This window comes from Microbacterium sp. MAH-37, from assembly GCF_009758255.1.
In the GTDB taxonomy this organism is placed as follows: Bacteria; Actinomycetota; Actinomycetes; order Actinomycetales; family Microbacteriaceae; genus Microbacterium.
In genome coordinates this window covers 103,434-119,046 of record NZ_WSEN01000007.1, presented here as the reverse complement: position 1 = coordinate 119,046, position 15,613 = coordinate 103,434, and the positions used below count along the sequence as shown (strand labels likewise).

The following is a 15,613-nucleotide window of genomic DNA, read 5'->3' as shown; positions in this document are numbered from 1 at the left end:
CTCAGGCGATCATGTCCTTCACCATGGGCACGACCTTCTCACCGTAGAGCTCGATCGAGCGCTGGTGAGCGGCGTGCTGCACGGGCTGGTCGTACTTGAAGTCGAAGCGGTCGACCTTCAGCATCTGCAGCGTCGCGGCGATCTTGCGGGCGACCGTCTCAGGCGACCCGACGTACAGCGCGCCGGATTCGATCTCACGCTCGAAGTCGCCGACTGCGGGCGGCGGCCAGCCGCGCTCCTGGCCCATCCGGGTACGCATCGCGAACCAGCCGTCACGCACGAGGGCGTGGGCCTTCTCGTCGGTCTCGGCGACGAGGCCGGGCGAGTGCACCGCGACGGGCTGGCGCTCCACACCGAACTGGTCCTGCGCGCGCTCGAACAGGTCGATGTACGGTGCGAACCGCGCGGCGGGGCCGCCGATGATCGCGAGGAAGAGGCCGAGGCCGTGCCGCGCCGTGCGCACCACGGAGTCCGGGCTGCCTCCGACGCCCACCCAGGCCCGCAGACCGCGCTCTGTGGTCGGGAAGACGCGCTGGTCGGTCAGCGAAGCGCGCGTCGACCCCTGCCAGGTCACGGGCTCCTCCTTGAGCAGCGCCGCGAGCAGGTCGAGCTTCTCCTCGAACAGCACCTCATAGTCCTGCAGGTCGTAGCCGAAGAGCGGGAAGGACTCGATGAAGGAGCCGCGCCCCGCGACGATCTCGGCACGCCCGTTCGAGACGGCGTCGAGCGTCGCGAAACGCTCGAAGACGCGCACGGGGTCGTCCGAGCTCAAGACGGTGACCGCGGATCCGAGGCGGATCCGCTCGGTTTTCGCGGCGATGGCCGAGAGCACCATCTCCGGGCTCGACACCGCGAAGTCGGGGCGGTGGTGCTCGCCGACGCCGAAGAAGTCCAGTCCTGCCTGGTCGGCGACGACCGCATCGTCGATCAGATCCCGGATCACCTGCGGATGCGGCAGGCTCTGCCCCTTGGCGTCCTTGGTGACTCCCCCGAACGTGTCCAGCCCGAACTCGATATCGCTCACGTCAGCCCCAACCTCTATGCATCCGCATATATTCCGCCGGCCGGGACACGGACATGACCTTGACACCGTGACAATCTCAGCGGTGGAATGTGGAGATGCTCATCGGCGAAGTCGCGGCGCAGACCGGCATCAGTACGCGGATGCTGCGCCACTACGACAGCATCGGACTGGTGTCCCCGAGCGAGCGCACCGCCGGTGGATATCGGCGGTACACCGACGCCGATGTTCAGAGACTGTTCCACGTCGAGGCGCTGCGCTCATCCGGACTGGGCCTCCCCGAGGTCGCCGACGTGCTCGATTCACCCGACTTCTCCCCCGCTGCGGTCGTCGACCGCCTTCTCATCGACACGGCCGAGCGCATGGCGCGGGAGCAGCAACTGGTCCGTCGCCTGGAGCGATTCCGCAGCGGCGAAACCGCGCAAGGGGCCGCGGCCCTGCACATCGTCGGCCTGATGCACGGGGTGGAGTCCGCCGAGCCGCCCGCCCGCCGACAGGCCGCGGCGCGCGCTCCCGCGGACGATGCCGCGGGAGTCGAGCCGGCGCCGCCAGTCGACAGCGACCCGAACGCTGCGGGGGCGCTGGACTGGGCACTCGCTCGGATCGGCGATCGCGCCGTCCCGCTGCTCAAGGCGTCGCTGGAGTCTCCGGACGTCGCACAGCGCCGGAAGGCCGCTGTGACCCTGGAGAAGATCGGCAGCGCCCGGGCGCTCGCCGCACTCGCCGGAGCACTCGCCGACTCCGACACTGTCGTCCGCGCTCGCGCCGCACTGATCCGCGGCCGCCGCGGAGATCTGGACGCGGTACCCGCGCTCGTCGACCTGATCGTGCAGGGCGTCGACGACGTCGAGGCGATCGAACTGCTCGTAAGCCTCGCTGTCTCGCCGCAGGCGGCATCCGAGATCATCGGGATGATCTCCGAGCGCGTCCCGTCGGCAGATCCGGATGCGCGCGCCCGGCTGACCGGCGCACTCGCGGAGATGGAGAAGCCCTCCTCCTGAGGAGACGGTCCGAGCGTGCTGCGGCTAGCGCGCTTCGATCTCACTGATGCGGCGGCTGACCTCGACCAGTTCGGCTCGCATGGCGGCGGCGGCTTCAGGAGCGAATCGCCGAAGCTGCATCTCCAGGATTGCCTGTGCCTGAAGATCGCTGACGCCGAACGTCCGCACCAGCTCATCCGCAGCATCGGGTGCTGCAGATGAACAGATCCGCATCACGTGCTCAGCATTCTCAGCGGCCACAAGAAGAGCTGCGATCACGTCGTGACGCGCTCTCAGAACCTGCAGGTCGGACATGAGCGCCAGCCTATTCCGGCTTCGTCCGCAGCTCGTCGGTGGAGCCCGACTCGCCGGCGAGGGCGACGAAGTCTCCGAGCGCGTCCTCGTCGACGTCGGCCGGCCCCACCTGCGGAGAATCATCCGTGATGTCCATGCGTCGATGGTTGCACAAGAAGGCCCGCCTTCCCGGTGTTCACCAGCAAGGCGGGCCTCTTGATGTGCGACAGCGGTTCTGTGGAGCTGGGGGGAATCGAACCCCCGTCCGACGCTGAGTCTCCACGCCTTCTCCGGGCGCAGTCTGTGCAGACGTTCTACTCGGCTCCGACCTTTGTCACAGACACCTAAGTCGACAAGCCCAGCCTGGGAAGAGTCCCGTGTGACGTCCAGACGCCGTCACACAGCAAGATTCCTAGATGACGCCAGGATCCGTATCGGAATCACATACGGCCTGACGGACTATCGGGCTCGCTTACGCAGCGAGGGCGAAGTCAGTGCGCTTTGCATCGGCACTTATTGTTTTGCAGGGAGCGTTCACGAGATAACCCTGCATCCTCGGCCCGCTTCTCGTGGATTCACAGGCGCCGTCGAAACCGATCAGCCCCGTGGACCTTCTTGCGAAGGAGCCGCTGTCGCACTGTTGATTTACCACCTCGGATGCATCGCAGCCGAGCTCTACAGACTACAACGGATGCGGCGCCCGCGCCATTCCACGCCGGCACCGACGCCGCGCATGGCTCAGGCCCGGCGACGACGTGTCGCCATCAGCGTGATCGCACCGAGCGCGAGCAACGCGGCCCCGGTGCCGACCGCCGGCCAGGGGTCCACGCCCGTCGTCGCCAGACCGTCGTCGGAGGCGTCGGACGGCGCCGCGGGGGTCGGCTCCGTCGATCCGCTCGGATCCGGGGTGGGGGTCGGGGTGACCACCGCAGGGGTGAGGACGAAGTCCTGCCCCTCGATCAGTTCACCGGCATCCGTGATCGTGATCGTGCGCGACGTCGGGGATGCTGAAGCGAATCCGTCGGGCAGCACGATCTCGATCTCGTATTCCCCGGGCGGGAGGTCGCCCAGGCCGTAGCCTCCGTCGGCCTCCGTGATCGTCGTCACCGTGCCCTGGGGGCCGGTGATCCGCAGCGTCACCCCGGGCTGAGCGTCTCCGTCCGTGGTGGTGACGATGCCCGAGACCGATCCCAGACGAGCCAGAGCGAAGTCGACGCCGGTCACGTCGGCCGCGTCGACGGCCTCCTCCCGGGCGGCGGGACCCGAGGCGACATAACCGTTCGGGGTCTCAACGCGCACCGTGTAGTCGCCCGCCGTGAGTCCCGGGAACGAATAGCTGCCGTCCGCGGCGGTGACGGCGTGCTCCGTGCCGCCGGGCCCCTCCGCGGTGACCACCACACCCCCCACTCCCGTGCCGGCAGCGGTCACGGTCCCGGACAGCGCCGGAAGCTCCTGGAGCACGAAGTCCTGGTCCGTGATCGGGGTCTCGGAGTTCTCGGGGACCGTGAACGGGGCCGGCGAGGAGATCACCGTGTAGCCATCCGGCGCGGCCACGGTGAGGGTGTGCTCGCCGACCGGGACCGTGTCGATGAGGTACGTGCCGTCCGGCTTCGTCCGCACCGTGGTCCCGTCGTCGAGGGTGATGACGGCTCCCGCGATCGGGTCTCCGTTCGCATCCCGGACCGTGCCGGACACGGCGACCGGCACGATGTCGCGCACCGAGAAATCGGCCACGCCGTCCTGATCTGTCAGGTCGACAGGGCGGCTGGACTCATCGCTGGTCTTCCCCGCGGGCGGCACGATGTCGACGGTGTACCCGTCGGTCGCCACCGCGCTCGGGAACGAATAGGTGCCGTCCGCGGCCGTGACGGTCTCGCCGATCACGGCACCGCTCGCGTCGGTGAGGCGCACCGGCACACCACCGATCGGGGCGCCGGCGGTCGTGTCCTGGACGACTCCCGTCACGCCGCGGGTGATCGCGGAGAACCAGGTCTGGTACACGGGGAAGCCCGCACGGCGGGTGAACGTAAAGGTCAGCGAGGAGATCGGCGAGGTCGGCTGGAACCAAGCGGCGGCTCCCTGCGTGTCCAGGGCGCCAGCATTGCCGGTGAGCGTGCTGCTTCCCGCGTCCCAAGTCGGGACATCGGCGGCGTCGCCCGTGCAGGACGGCTTTCCCGCGACGCCCGGGGCACAGTAGTTGAAGCCGCCCTGGAAACCGAGCTGCGCCGCGGTGAGCGCGGTGCCGTCCGGCCCGATCGCGCGAATCTGCACGGCGTCGGCGTCGATGTCACCGAGCGTGAATGCCCAGCCGGATGCCGGAGTCGCCTGCGCGAACGCGTAGGTCGTGATCGACGGGGACGACGCGTTGTCCGCCTTGGGGCGAAGGTTCAGGTACTGCTGGTTCCGGCTCGACCCGTAGACCGCGCCGACCGGCGTGCCTTCGGAGAGCCAGGTGCTGGCTCCAGAGATCACTCCGACCGAGCCGGATCTCGAGGTGCTCGAATACGTCGCGTCGAGCTGCGGCGTCTCGGCGATCGACACCTCCCCGGTGTACGCCCCGGATGTTCCACCCATCGGCGCCCATTGCGCCCAGGACCGTTCGGTCGCAGCGCTCGCGGTCATCGTCGTCGTCAGCACGGCGGCAGCGGCCAGCAGGCCGATGACGCTCCCCCTCATCAGTCGCACACGCCACATCTTGGCATACCAAATCCTGATTGCCCAGGCCTGCGCCCGTTCCGACGGTCGGCGGGTGCCGTAGAGTCCCCTCATGAGCGACGTCATCATCACCGTCCGCGGCGAGAACGAGGCCCGCATCGCACCCGAGCGCGCCGTGGTCCATCTCACGATCCGCGCAGAGGGCGCCGAGCGCGCATCCGCGGTCGACGAGGCCACACGCCTCGCGGAGCCCATCCGACAGAGCATCGTCGACCGCAAGGACTCCGATGCCGTCGTGGAGTGGTCGAGCACCCGCATGACCGTGCACGCGGAGCGTCCGTGGAACAACGAGGGCAAGCGGCTCGCGCCGGTGCACCACGCGGCGATCTCCTTCACCGTGACGTTCGCCGAGGCGTCGGAGCTCTCGCTCTGGGTCTCGGATGTCGCGGTGCGCGACGGCGTCGAGATCGGCGGCGTGGATTGGCAGCTCACTCCTCAGACCCGGGCACGCACCGAGCGGGATGTCGCGGCCGAGGCCGTGTCCGTCGCCGTCGCCCGTGCCGAGGCCTACGCCGCCGCCCTCGGCCTGCACAACGTGCAGCCTGTGGAGATCGCCGACCTCGGCCTGATCTCCCGTCAGGAGTCGGCGGGCCCGCCGCAGGGCAAGATGCTCATGCGTGCGGCGGCCTTCGACGCCTCGGGCGGCCGGGCATGGTCTACGAAGCGGAGGACATCGTCGTGTCCGCTACCGTCGAGGCGCGGTTCAGCGCGAGCTGACGCCATTCCTCCCCCTGCGCGGATCCTGAGCGAGGAGCGCAGCGACGAGACGAAGGGCGCTCAGGACCCGGTGGAGAACGGCGCGAGCTCGGCCGCGAGGCGCTCGGACACGTGCGCGTGGATCGCTGTGCCGTTCTCCTCATGCTCCGCGGAGATCAGCACGCCGCTCTCGTGAACGGCCGAGACCAGGTCGCCGCGGTCGTAGGGCACGAGTGCTCGCACCTCGACGGCGGGCATCGGCAGCGTCTCCTCGATCGCCGCGCGCAGCTCCTCGATGCCCTCCCCCGTGCGCGAGGAGGCGAAGTGCGCTCCCGGCACGAGACCGCGCAGCACGAGGCGCTCATCGTCGGAGAGCAGGTCCGCCTTGTTGAAGACCACGATCTCGGGGATGTCGCGCGCGCCCAGGTCGCCCATGACGTCGCGGACGGTCTGCAGCTGCGCCGAGGGGTCGGGGTGCGATCCGTCGACGACGTGCACGATCACGTCCGACTCGGCGACCTCCTCCAGCGTGGAGCGGAACGCCTCCACGAGCTGGTGCGGCAGGTTCCGCACGAACCCGACCGTGTCGGTGAGCGTGTAGACGCGGCCGTCGGCGGTCTCGGAGCGCCGCACCGTGGCATCCAGGGTCGCGAACAGCGCGTTCTCGACGAGCACGCCGGCGCTGGTGAGCGCGTTGAGCAGACTCGACTTGCCGGCGTTCGTGTACCCGGCGATCGCGACCGACGGGATCGCGTTGCGATGCCGCTCGGCACGCTTCGCCTCCCGCGCCGGTGCGAAGTCGCGGATCTGCTTGCGCAGCAGCGCCATCTTCGTGCGGATGCGGCGGCGGTCCAGCTCGATCTTGGTCTCACCCGGTCCGCGCGACCCCATGCCGGCGCCGCCGGCGCCGACCTGGCCACCGGCCTGGCGGCTCATCGACTCGCCCCAGCCGCGCAGGCGCGGCAGCAGGTACTCGAGCTGCGCGAGTTCGACCTGCGCCTTGCCTTCGCGGCTCTTCGCGTGCTGGCTGAAGATGTCGAGGATGACCGTGGTGCGATCGATCACCTTGACCTTGACCACGTCCTCCAGGGCGCGCCGCTGGCTGGCAGCCAGTTCAGTGTCGGCGATGACGGTGTCGGCACCGACGGCGCGCACGATGTCGCGCAGCTCCTCGGCCTTGCCGCGGCCGAGGTAGGTGGCGGGGTCCGGATGGGGGCGACGCTGCAGCAGCCCGTCGAGGACGACGGCACCGGCCGTCTCCGCGAGGGCGGCGAGCTCACGCAGCGAGTTCTCCGCATCGTCCTGCGCGCCCTGCGGGTAGACGCCGACGAGCACGACGTTCTCGAGCCGCAGCTGGCGGTACTCGACCTCGGTGACGTCCTCGAGTTCGGTCGACAGCCCGCCCACGCGTCGCAGCGCATGCCGGTCCTCGAGGTCCCACTGGTCGCCGTCGGCGGAGCCGTAGCCCGCGGTCGCGGCATCCTGCAGCGCCTGCGCGCCGCCGAAGACGATCGGCTCGATGCGTGGTTCGGCGTTCGCGAGCACCCGGTCCAGAGAGTCCTGCGTGTTGTCGTCGTTGTTTTTGGAGTTCGTCATCCGGTCCGGATTCCTGCTTTCTCTGAATAGCGTCTTAACCCTAGCCCGCCGCGTCCGCTACGCTCGCGGTATGGGGTCCGACCATTACTTCACCGCGACCCCGGCCAGTGCGGAGAACCTGCGGAACATCCGCGTCACCCTCGCCGGCCGTGACCTCGAAGTCACGACCGCCGGCGGTGTCTTCAGTCCCGACCGCCTTGATGCCGGAACCGCTGTGCTGTTCGCAAACATGCCGCCACTGCCGCCGAGCGGGGATTTCCTCGACCTCGGATGCGGGTGGGGGCCGATCAGCCTGACCATGGCGCTGTCCGCCCCTCACGCCACCGTGTGGGCGGTCGACGTCAACGAACGCGCCCTCGATCTGACGCGCCGCAACGCCAAGTCGCTCGGCCTCACCAACGTCAACGCTGTGCTGCCCGACGATGTTCCCGACGACGTGGTGTTCCGCACGATCCGCTCGAACCCGCCGATCCGCGTGGGCAAGAACGAGTTGCACGGCATGCTCGAGCGCTGGATCCCCAGGCTCGACGAGCGCAGCGATGCGTGGCTGGTCGTACAGCGCAACCTCGGCGCCGACTCGCTGCAGCGCTGGATCGATGCGACGTTCGATCCGGGGTACAGCGTGTTCCGCGCCGCGACCGGCAAGGGCTACCGGGTGCTGAAGGTGCGCCGGCATGGCACCCCGCCGACCGAGCCGGTGGCGATCCCGTCCTGAGCGTTCCGGCCCCGGCGAGGCCTCACGCGAGGTCGATCTCGCCGGTGTAGACGAGCTGGGCAGGTCCCGAGAGGGCGACGTGCTCGCCATCCTCGGCGGGGAACATGCGCACTCCGAGCTTCCCGCCCGGCACCTCGACGCGCCAGTCGTTCGGTGCCTTGTCCCCCGCCCAGTACCGCACGGCGAGTGCCGTCGCGGCGACGCCGGTGCCGCAGCTGAGCGTCTCACCGACGCCGCGCTCGTGAACCCGCATCCGCACGTGGCCGATGCCGTCCCGCACGAGAGGCTCACCCGGGACCACGAACTCGACGTTCGCGCCGTGCGCCGGCGCCGGCTCCAGCACGGGACCCGCATGCAGATCGAGCTCGTCAAGCTCCTGCTCGGACGCCAGAGCCACCACGACGTGGGGGTTGCCGACGTCGATGCCGGTGCCGGGTCGCGCCACAGCCAGGCCGCGTGCCTTCACGAGAGGGTCCCCGTCGACCAGCCGCCAGAGGCCGAGGTCGACCTGGTAGCCGGTCTCACCGCGCATCACATCGCGGACGCCCGCGCGGGTGCCGATCGGCAGGGTGGAGCCGGGGTCGAGAGTGGCGAGCCCCGAGCGGACCAGATAGTGCGCGAAGACCCGGATGCCGTTGCCGCACATCTCGGCGACCGAGCCGTCGGCATTGCGATAGTCCATGAACCACTCCGCGTTCGGCTCCTCCGCGAGCGCGGCCGCGCCGTCGGCGATGGCGGCGGAGCGCACGACGCGCAGCACGCCGTCGGCGCCGATGCCGAAGTTGCGGTCGCACAGCACCGCGACCTGCTCGGCGCTCAGCTCGAGCTCGCCGTCGGGGTCGGCGATGATGACGAAGTCGTTGCCGGTGCCGTGTCCCTTGGTGAATGCGACCATGCGCCCAGTCTATTCAGCCCGAGCAGGTCTCCCGTTCAGACGACGGCTTCAGCCGGAGCGTCGACGATCAAGCGCTTTCCGGTCATGCCGATGTCGAAGCGCTCATAGCCGATGCGGTCGTAGAACGCGAAGACGATCTCGTTCCCCGGACGCACCATCAGCTGCACTTTCGGACAGCCCAGGGCGATTAGGCGGCGCTCTGACTCCTCCACCAGCATCCGGCCGATTCCCTCGCCGCGACGGTCGGCCGCACTGGCGAGGTAGTAGATCCATCCGCGGTGACCGTCATAGCCCGCCATGACAGTGCCGACGATCCGGCCGGCGTCCTCGGCGACGACGAGCAGATCCGGCCAGACCGCGAGCATGCGCTCGATGTCGGCATGCGGGTCGTTCCATGGCCGGGTCAGCCCGGCCTCTTCCCACAGTGCGACGACGGCGCTCTCATCCGCCCTGACGAACGTCCTCAGCTGCACGGTCACTGGTGTCTCCGTTCTGCGCACCCTTCAGCACGCGGTAGCGCGTGCAGGCGAACGCCCGGTTGCGCGCGACGTCGATGAGTTCGAGATCAAGAGTACGGGGCAGCAACGGTGCGCCGGATCCCAGAGTCACCGGTGCATACTGCACCCACACCTCGTCGAGCAGACCAGCATCGGCGAACTGACCGGCCAGCTCTCCTCCGCCGACGACCCACAGATCGCGGCCGGACGCCGCCGCGGTCATGGCCTCGTGCACCGCGCGCACGTCACCCTGAGCGAAGCGGATGTCCGCACCCGGAATCTCCGCCAGGTCGCGATGGGTGAGCACCCAGGTCGGCTGCGCGTAGTTCCAGGTGTCGCCCTCGTGTCGGCGGATCCAGTCGTAGGTCGACGAGCCCATCACCAGCGCCCCGACCTCGGCGACGAACCCCGGGTACGCCATCGGGCCCTCCATGTCGATGTCCTGCTTGAGCAGCCAGTCCAGGGAGTGATCGGCGGTGGCGATGAAGCCGTCCAGCGACGACGCGGTGTAGAAGTGGGTGGTCATGATCTCATGGTGCTCCTGGCCACCGACATGAGAAACCCTCGCTCCTCGTGCTGATGTGGGCCAGACTCGAGGCATGGGTTGCGATGCGAGGTCCGAGAAGAAGCAGATCAGCGCCGGCGGAAAGGTGCTCTTCACGATCCTGGGCATCGCGCAGATCGCGTTCGCGGCACTGGCGTTCTGGGATCTCACCGCTCGGGATGCCCGGCAGGTGCGCGGGCCGAAGGCCGCATGGATCCCCGTGATCCTGGTGAACTGGATCGGCCCGGCGAGTTACTTCGCCTTCGGGGTCAAGCCCGACGAGCTCTCAGTCGAGGAGTGAGTCCGCTGGGGTGCCCGGCTCGATCCAGCGGATGCCCGGATAGCGCTTGAACCACGACACCTGGCGGCGCGCGTAGCGCCGGGTCAGCGCCTGGGTCTCGGCGATCGCCTCGGCCTCGGACATCCGCCCGTCCAGCTCGGCGAGCGCCTGCGCGTAGCCGATCGCGCGACGCGCGGTGACGCCGTCCTCGAGACCGTGCCCTCGCAGTCCGCGTACCTCGTCGACGAGGCCGTTCTCCCACATCCGTTCCACCCGGCGGTCGAGCCGTTCCACGAGGACGGAGCGCTCGACGTGCAGTCCGAAGATGCGCGAGTCGGGATGCCACAGCACCGGGGCATCCGGCAGAGTGGCGCCGTGGGTCTCCGATCCCTGCGCGAGAACCTCGAGCGCGCGGACGACCCGGCGTCCGTTCTTCGGGTCGATCTTATTCGCCGTGACGGGATCGAGCTGCTGCAGCCGCGCGAACAAGACCCCGGTACCCTGCGCCTCGAGTTCCGCCTCGAGCTCGGCGCGCAGCGCGGCATCCCTCGGCGGGAACCGGAAGTCGAAGATCACGCTCGACACGTAGAGACCGGAGCCGCCGACCAGGATCGCGTCGCCGCCGCGCTCGTGGATGCCTGCGATCGCCGCGCGGGCGAGCGGCTGATACCACGCGACCGCGGCCTCCTCCGTGACCTCGCGCACGTCGAAGAGGTGGTGCGGGATGCCGCGGCGCTCGCCCTCGGACAGCTTCGCCGTGCCGATGTCCATGCCGCGGTACAGCTGCATGGCATCGGCGTTGACGATCTCCGCCGGATTGCCCTGCGCGCGGAGCGCCTCGGCGAGGTCGAGAGCGAGATCGCTCTTCCCCGTGCCGGTCGCGCCGACGATCGCCCACAGCCGAGTCATCCTGCCGCCGCCCGGATGTCGCAGATATCCCGGATGTCGCAGACGGTCGGTCGAAGGTCGGCGACATCCCGTGTTTCTGCGACCGTCTGAGTGGCGCGAATGCCGGTCACACGCCCACGCGCAGCGTGGGCAGCCCCAGGCGCACGGTGCCCGCCGAGCCGGACGCACCGGGCTCGGGCAGCGCGCAGCTCTCGGCCTGCGCACGGTCCCAGGCGTCGCCGCCACGGGTGCGGCGGATGCGCAGCGGGGCGCCCGTCGGGTCGTCGGCGAGCAGGTGGAACGGCGCCGCGTGGGTCACCTTCACCGTCACGACGTCACCGGGGCGCGGCAGATCGGAGCCGGGCGTGACCTCGAAGTGCACCAGGCGGTTGTCCTCGGCGCGGCCGGTGAGGCGGTGCGTCTCGGCGTCCTTCTTGCCCTCGCCGACCGAGACCAGCACCTCGAGCTCGCGCCCGACCTGCTTCTGGTTCTCCTCGAGCGAGATGCGCTCCTGGAGCGCGATCAAGCGGTCGTAGCGCTGCTGCACGACCTCCTTCGGCACCTGGTCCTCCATCGTCGCGGCGGGCGTGCCCTCGCGGATGGAGTACTGGAACGTGAACGCCCCCGAGAACCGGGCCTGCTCGACGACCCGCATGGTGTCCTCGAAGTCCTCGTCGGTCTCGCCGGGGAAGCCGACGATGATGTCGGTGGTGATCGCCGCGTTCGGGATCTTCGCCCGCACGCGGTCGAGGATGCCGAGGAACCGCTCGCTGCGATAAGACCGACGCATGGCGCGCAGGATGCGGTCGCTGCCGGATTGCAGCGGCATGTGCAACTGCGGCATGACGGCGGGCGTCTCGGCCATCGCGTCGATGACGTCGTCTGTGAAGGCGGCGGGATGCGGGCTGGTGAAGCGGATCCGCTCGATGCCCTCGATCTCACCGGCGGCGCGCAGCAGCTTGCCGAACGCCTGACGGTCGCCGAACTCGACGCCGTACGAGTTCACGTTCTGCCCGAGCAGGGTGACCTCGATCGCGCCGTCGTCGGCCAGCAGGCGGATCTCGTTCAGGATGTCGCCGGGACGGCGATCCTTCTCCTTGCCGCGCAGGCTGGGCACGATGCAGAAGGTACAGGTGTTGTTGCAGCCGACCGAGATCGACACCCAGCCGCTGTGCGCGGAGTCGCGCTTGGTGGGCAGAGTCGACGGGAACACCTCGAGTGCTTCCAGGATCTCGAGCTCGGCCTCGCCGTTGTGACGGGCCCGCTCGAGCAGGCTCGGCAGCGAACCCATGTTGTGCGTGCCGAAGACCACGTCCACCCAGGGCGCCTTGTCGAGCACAGCGTCCTTGTCCATCTGCGCGAGGCAGCCGCCTACGGCGATCTGCATGCCGTCGTGGTTGTCCTTCTTGGACTTCAGATGCCCGAGCGTGCCGTACAGCTTGCCGGCGGCATTGTCGCGCACGGCGCACGTGTTGATGATGACGACGTCAGCGTCCTCACCGTCAGCGGCACGCACGTAGCCGGCGCTCTCCAGAGAACCGGAGAGTCGCTCGGAGTCATGCACGTTCATCTGGCACCCGAAGGTGCGCACCTCGTAGGAGCGGTGGTGCCCCGTGGCGTCGATCGCTGCCGACGACGGCGCGATGATCGTCGGTTCGCTGCGCGGAGTAATCATGATGCCGTCCATTCTACGAGCGGACTCTGCACGTGCGCTCCGCCTGCCGCGCCCTCAGTCCGATTCCACGAACCGCACACCCCGCGAGGAACCGCCCGCAGCCTCGCGCAGTGCGGTCTTCGCCGCGTTCATCGCTACCGAACCGCCATATCCGCGGCGCGACAGCTGGCCGACCAGACGTCGCAGCGCGGCGTCGGGGTCGAGCCTGGTCATGCTGCGGGCCTTGCTCCTGGCGTACTCGAGGGCGCGCTCCTCGTCGTCGTCGGGCAGTTCCGCGAGCGCATCGTCGACGATGTCGCGCGGGATGCCGCGCTGCGCGAGTGCGCGGGACAGTGCCACGCGCCCCTGTCCCTTGCGCTCCACGCCCGCGGTGACGAGATGTCCAGCGAGCGTGCGGTCGTCGAGATACTTACGGCGCTCGAAGTCGTCGATGACCTGATCGGCCTGGTCGCCTTCGAGCCCTGCCGCTCGCAGGGCGGTTCGCGCCTCGGACACCGACATGGCGCGGCTGCGGAGCTTGCGCACGAGGCTCTCCTCAGCCACCCTCCGGAGCTCATCGGGATCGCGCGTCGCCGCATCGTCGCCAGCATCCGCTGCGTGCGCGGGCCGGAGCGCGCGCAGCCGCGGCACCGTGGCCGGTTGCTCACCCTCGCTGTTCGCACGCGCATGCGTGCCATAGGCCGGATGCCGCGCACCCGGGTCGGCAGGGCGTTCTACATCGCCCTCGTCCCAGCTGGAGCGCCACAGGCCGGCTTCGCCGGTGCGACGCGGCACAGCGGTGTCGCTGCCCTCGTTCGAGTCCGATCCGGAGCCGTCCTTCGTGCCCCGCCGAGAGCGGGGCACGGAGGAGGACCCGAACAACGGGATCACGGGGGCGAGACGATCGTCGTCGCGCTCGCCTCCGTCGACTGCCGTCATGATCAGGCCGGGCGGCGCTGCGCCAGCTCGTCGGCCGCGGATTCGGCCGGCGCCGCGGCCCCGCCGATGCCGAGCTTCTGCTTGATCTGCGTCTCGATCGCCAGGGCGATGTCGTCGTTGTTGATCAGGAAGTTGCGGGCGTTCTCCTTGCCCTGGCCGAGCTGGTCGCCGTCGTAGGTGTACCAGGAACCGGACTTCTTGACGATGCCGTGCTCGACGCCGAAGTCGATCAGGCTGCCCTCACGGGAGATGCCGACGCCGTACAGGATGTCGAACTCGGCCTGCTTGAACGGCGGTGCCATCTTGTTCTTGACGACCTTGACGCGGGTGCGGTTACCGACCGCGTCGGAACCGTCCTTCAGCGTCTCGATACGGCGGATGTCGAGGCGCACCGACGCATAGAACTTCAGCGCCTTACCGCCGGCGGTGGTCTCGGGCGATCCGAAGAACACGCCGATCTTCTCGCGCAGCTGGTTGATGAAGATCGCGGTGGTCTTGGTCTGGTTCAGGCCACCGGTCAGCTTGCGGAGCGCCTGCGACATGAGGCGGGCCTGCAGGCCGACGTGCGAATCGCCCATCTCACCCTCGATCTCGGCACGCGGCACCAGGGCCGCGACGGAGTCGATGACGACCAGGTCGATCGCCCCCGAGCGGATCAGCATGTCGGCGATCTCGAGCGCCTGCTCACCGGTGTCGGGCTGCGACACCAGCAGCTGGTCGATGTCGACACCGAGCTTCTTCGCGTAGTCGGGGTCGAGGGCGTGCTCCGCATCGATGAACGCGGCGATGCCGCCTGCGCGCTGGGCGTTGGCGATCGCGTGCAGAGTCAGCGTGGTCTTACCCGAGGACTCCGGGCCGTAGATCTCGATGATGCGGCCACGCGGCAGTCCTCCGATGCCGAGGGCGACGTCCAGCGCGATCGATCCGGTGGGGATGACCTCGACCGGGGCGCGCTCGTCGCTGCCCAGTCGCATGACCGAGCCCTTTCCGAACTGGCGGTCGATCTGGGAGAGGGCGGATTCCAGGGCCTTCTCGCGGTCTGCGGGTGAGGGCATGACGTGCTCCTTCGTGCTCGAGTTCTGCCGCCTGTAGGCTGTCGCGCCCGACCCCGGCGGGGTCGGATCTGAGACAAGGCGTATGGCTTCAGGCCATGTCTTCACCGTAGGCGGGGCCTCCGACATCACGTCGTCGACAGCCCTTGCTGTGGGAAGACTCCGGCTGGAACCCATCTGTGCAGAACGATACGCGCCTATCGAACACTTATTCGACGACACGCCGTCACAGCATCGATCAGAAGTGCGGATGCACGGTCAGCGTTTACGGGGCTCCAGACGCCCGACACCGTACCTGCGGTTCGGCGGGACGTCGGCGGCCTCGCAGAGCGCGAGCCAGATGTCGCGCGGCGGCACGCCCGCATCCAATGCCTCGACAGCCGTACGACCGATGCTGCTCAGCACGAGATCCTGAGTCAGGGCCGTTGCACGCGCGCCGAACTCGTCGTCGACGGCGCGCAGGAACTCACTGCGACGCATCCGCGATCAGCGCAGCGACAACTCGGGCTCGACCGAGGCCACCAGGTCGTCGGGCACCACATCGGGGAAGACCTGCATGCCTTCCAGCACCGAGATGCGGTCGCCGACCTCACGCATGATGGTCGAGATGGGGACGTCGAGGGCTTCGGCGACCGATGCGAGGATCTCGCTGGACGCCTCCTTCTGACCGCGCTCGACCTCGCTGAGGTAGCCGAGGGCGACGGATGCCTTGCCCGCTACCTGCCGGAGCGTGCGCCCCTTCTGCAGGCGGAAGTCCCTGAGCACATCGCCGATCTCCTGTCGTACAAGGATCATCGGAACCTCCCCTCCATCGTCTGGTTCGACTGTCGCGCCGAACGGATCGCCA

General features: G+C 69.0%; 18 protein-coding genes and 1 other RNA gene. 4 read left to right on the top strand and 15 right to left on the bottom strand.

The features are described 5' to 3' along the window. Position 1: 1 nt before the first annotated feature. On the bottom strand, positions 2-1,024 hold the full coding sequence (locus GON06_RS08655; RefSeq protein ID WP_332837305.1) for an Atu2307/SP_0267 family LLM class monooxygenase: 1,023 nt from the start codon (positions 1,022-1,024) through the stop codon (positions 2-4). A gap of 95 nt (positions 1,025-1,119) precedes the next feature. Here GON06_RS08655 and GON06_RS08650 point away from each other — a divergent pair, with 95 nt between their 5' ends. After that, on the top strand, positions 1,120-2,022 hold the full coding sequence (locus GON06_RS08650) for a MerR family transcriptional regulator (RefSeq protein ID WP_157311917.1): 903 nt from the start codon (positions 1,120-1,122) through the stop codon (positions 2,020-2,022). 24 nt (positions 2,023-2,046) lie between these two features. Here the strand turns inward: GON06_RS08650 and GON06_RS08645 are convergent, their stop codons facing one another. From GON06_RS08645 to GON06_RS08635, 4 genes are all read right to left on the bottom strand, one after another. Further along, the gene (locus GON06_RS08645) at positions 2,047-2,316 is read right to left on the bottom strand and encodes a DNA gyrase subunit A (RefSeq protein WP_157311916.1); all 270 of its coding nucleotides are present in this window, start codon (positions 2,314-2,316) and stop codon (positions 2,047-2,049) included. 10 nt (positions 2,317-2,326) lie between these two features. After that, on the bottom strand, positions 2,327-2,452 hold the full coding sequence (locus GON06_RS18980; protein WP_269778445.1) for a hypothetical protein: 126 nt from the start codon (positions 2,450-2,452) through the stop codon (positions 2,327-2,329). 78 nt (positions 2,453-2,530) lie between these two features. Then, positions 2,531-2,900: a transfer-messenger RNA gene (ssrA, locus tag GON06_RS08640) on the bottom strand. A 133-nt stretch (positions 2,901-3,033) separates the two neighbouring features. Then, entirely contained in the window at positions 3,034-4,971 is a 1,938-nt protein-coding gene (locus tag GON06_RS08635; protein WP_232528396.1) for an MSCRAMM family protein, read from the bottom strand. A 91-nt stretch (positions 4,972-5,062) separates the two neighbouring features. Between GON06_RS08635 and GON06_RS08630 the strand changes: the two genes are divergently transcribed. Further along, positions 5,063-5,902: an SIMPL domain-containing protein gene (locus GON06_RS08630; RefSeq protein ID WP_232528368.1), complete on the top strand. Its 840-nt coding sequence runs from the start codon at positions 5,063-5,065 to the stop codon at positions 5,900-5,902. On the opposite strand, the gene hflX is transcribed toward GON06_RS08630, so the two are convergent. Then, entirely contained in the window at positions 5,788-7,122 is a 1,335-nt protein-coding gene (gene hflX, locus GON06_RS08625) for a GTPase HflX (protein WP_378736216.1), read from the bottom strand. The genes GON06_RS08630 and hflX overlap by 115 nt on opposite strands. A gap of 250 nt (positions 7,123-7,372) precedes the next feature. On the opposite strand from hflX, the gene GON06_RS08620 reads away from it, so the two are divergent. After that, complete coding sequence (locus GON06_RS08620) at positions 7,373-8,017, top strand: class I SAM-dependent methyltransferase (RefSeq protein WP_157311913.1); 645 nt, start codon at positions 7,373-7,375, stop codon at positions 8,015-8,017. Between the two features lie 22 nt (positions 8,018-8,039). Here GON06_RS08620 and dapF read toward each other — a convergent pair whose 3' ends face one another. Genes dapF through GON06_RS08605 form a run of 3 tightly spaced genes read right to left on the bottom strand, consistent with a single transcriptional unit; the run spans position 8,040 to position 9,935 of the window. Then, positions 8,040-8,912 carry a diaminopimelate epimerase gene (gene dapF, locus GON06_RS08615; RefSeq protein WP_157311912.1) on the bottom strand — a complete coding sequence of 291 codons (873 nt, stop codon included), beginning with the start codon at positions 8,910-8,912 and terminating at the stop codon, positions 8,040-8,042. A 35-nt stretch (positions 8,913-8,947) separates the two neighbouring features. Then, entirely contained in the window at positions 8,948-9,391 is a 444-nt protein-coding gene (locus GON06_RS08610) for a GNAT family acetyltransferase (protein WP_332837303.1), read from the bottom strand. Further along, positions 9,354-9,935, bottom strand: coding sequence for a dihydrofolate reductase family protein (locus tag GON06_RS08605; RefSeq protein ID WP_157311911.1), 582 nt, complete (start codon positions 9,933-9,935; stop codon positions 9,354-9,356). The genes GON06_RS08610 and GON06_RS08605 overlap by 38 nt, the downstream gene beginning before the upstream one ends. Before the next feature lie 73 nt (positions 9,936-10,008). Between GON06_RS08605 and GON06_RS08600 the strand changes: the two genes are divergently transcribed. After that, positions 10,009-10,254, top strand: a complete 246-nt coding sequence (locus GON06_RS08600) for a PLDc N-terminal domain-containing protein (RefSeq protein ID WP_157311910.1) — start codon at positions 10,009-10,011, stop codon at positions 10,252-10,254. Here the strand turns inward: GON06_RS08600 and miaA are convergent. From miaA to GON06_RS08570, 6 genes are all read right to left on the bottom strand, one after another. Next, positions 10,240-11,142: a tRNA (adenosine(37)-N6)-dimethylallyltransferase MiaA gene (miaA, locus tag GON06_RS08595; RefSeq protein ID WP_157311909.1), complete on the bottom strand. Its 903-nt coding sequence runs from the start codon at positions 11,140-11,142 to the stop codon at positions 10,240-10,242. The two genes, GON06_RS08600 and miaA, sit on opposite strands and share 15 nt — an antisense overlap. Before the next feature lie 106 nt (positions 11,143-11,248). Continuing rightward, positions 11,249-12,796 carry a tRNA (N6-isopentenyl adenosine(37)-C2)-methylthiotransferase MiaB gene (miaB, locus tag GON06_RS08590; RefSeq protein WP_157311908.1) on the bottom strand — a complete coding sequence of 516 codons (1,548 nt, stop codon included), beginning with the start codon at positions 12,794-12,796 and terminating at the stop codon, positions 11,249-11,251. A 54-nt stretch (positions 12,797-12,850) separates the two neighbouring features. Further along, positions 12,851-13,714, bottom strand: coding sequence for a regulatory protein RecX (locus GON06_RS08585; RefSeq protein ID WP_157311907.1), 864 nt, complete (start codon positions 13,712-13,714; stop codon positions 12,851-12,853). Positions 13,715-13,716: 2 nt separating this feature from the next. Further along, positions 13,717-14,769 (bottom strand): recombinase RecA, encoded by a 1,053-nt coding sequence (gene recA, locus GON06_RS08580; RefSeq protein WP_157311906.1) that lies wholly within the window; start codon positions 14,767-14,769, stop codon positions 13,717-13,719. A 255-nt stretch (positions 14,770-15,024) separates the two neighbouring features. After that, on the bottom strand, positions 15,025-15,246 hold the full coding sequence (locus GON06_RS08575) for a DUF3046 domain-containing protein (RefSeq protein ID WP_157311905.1): 222 nt from the start codon (positions 15,244-15,246) through the stop codon (positions 15,025-15,027). Positions 15,247-15,252: 6 nt separating this feature from the next. Next, on the bottom strand, positions 15,253-15,561 hold the full coding sequence (locus GON06_RS08570) for a helix-turn-helix domain-containing protein (RefSeq protein ID WP_157311904.1): 309 nt from the start codon (positions 15,559-15,561) through the stop codon (positions 15,253-15,255). Between the last annotated feature and the right edge of the window lie 52 nt (positions 15,562-15,613).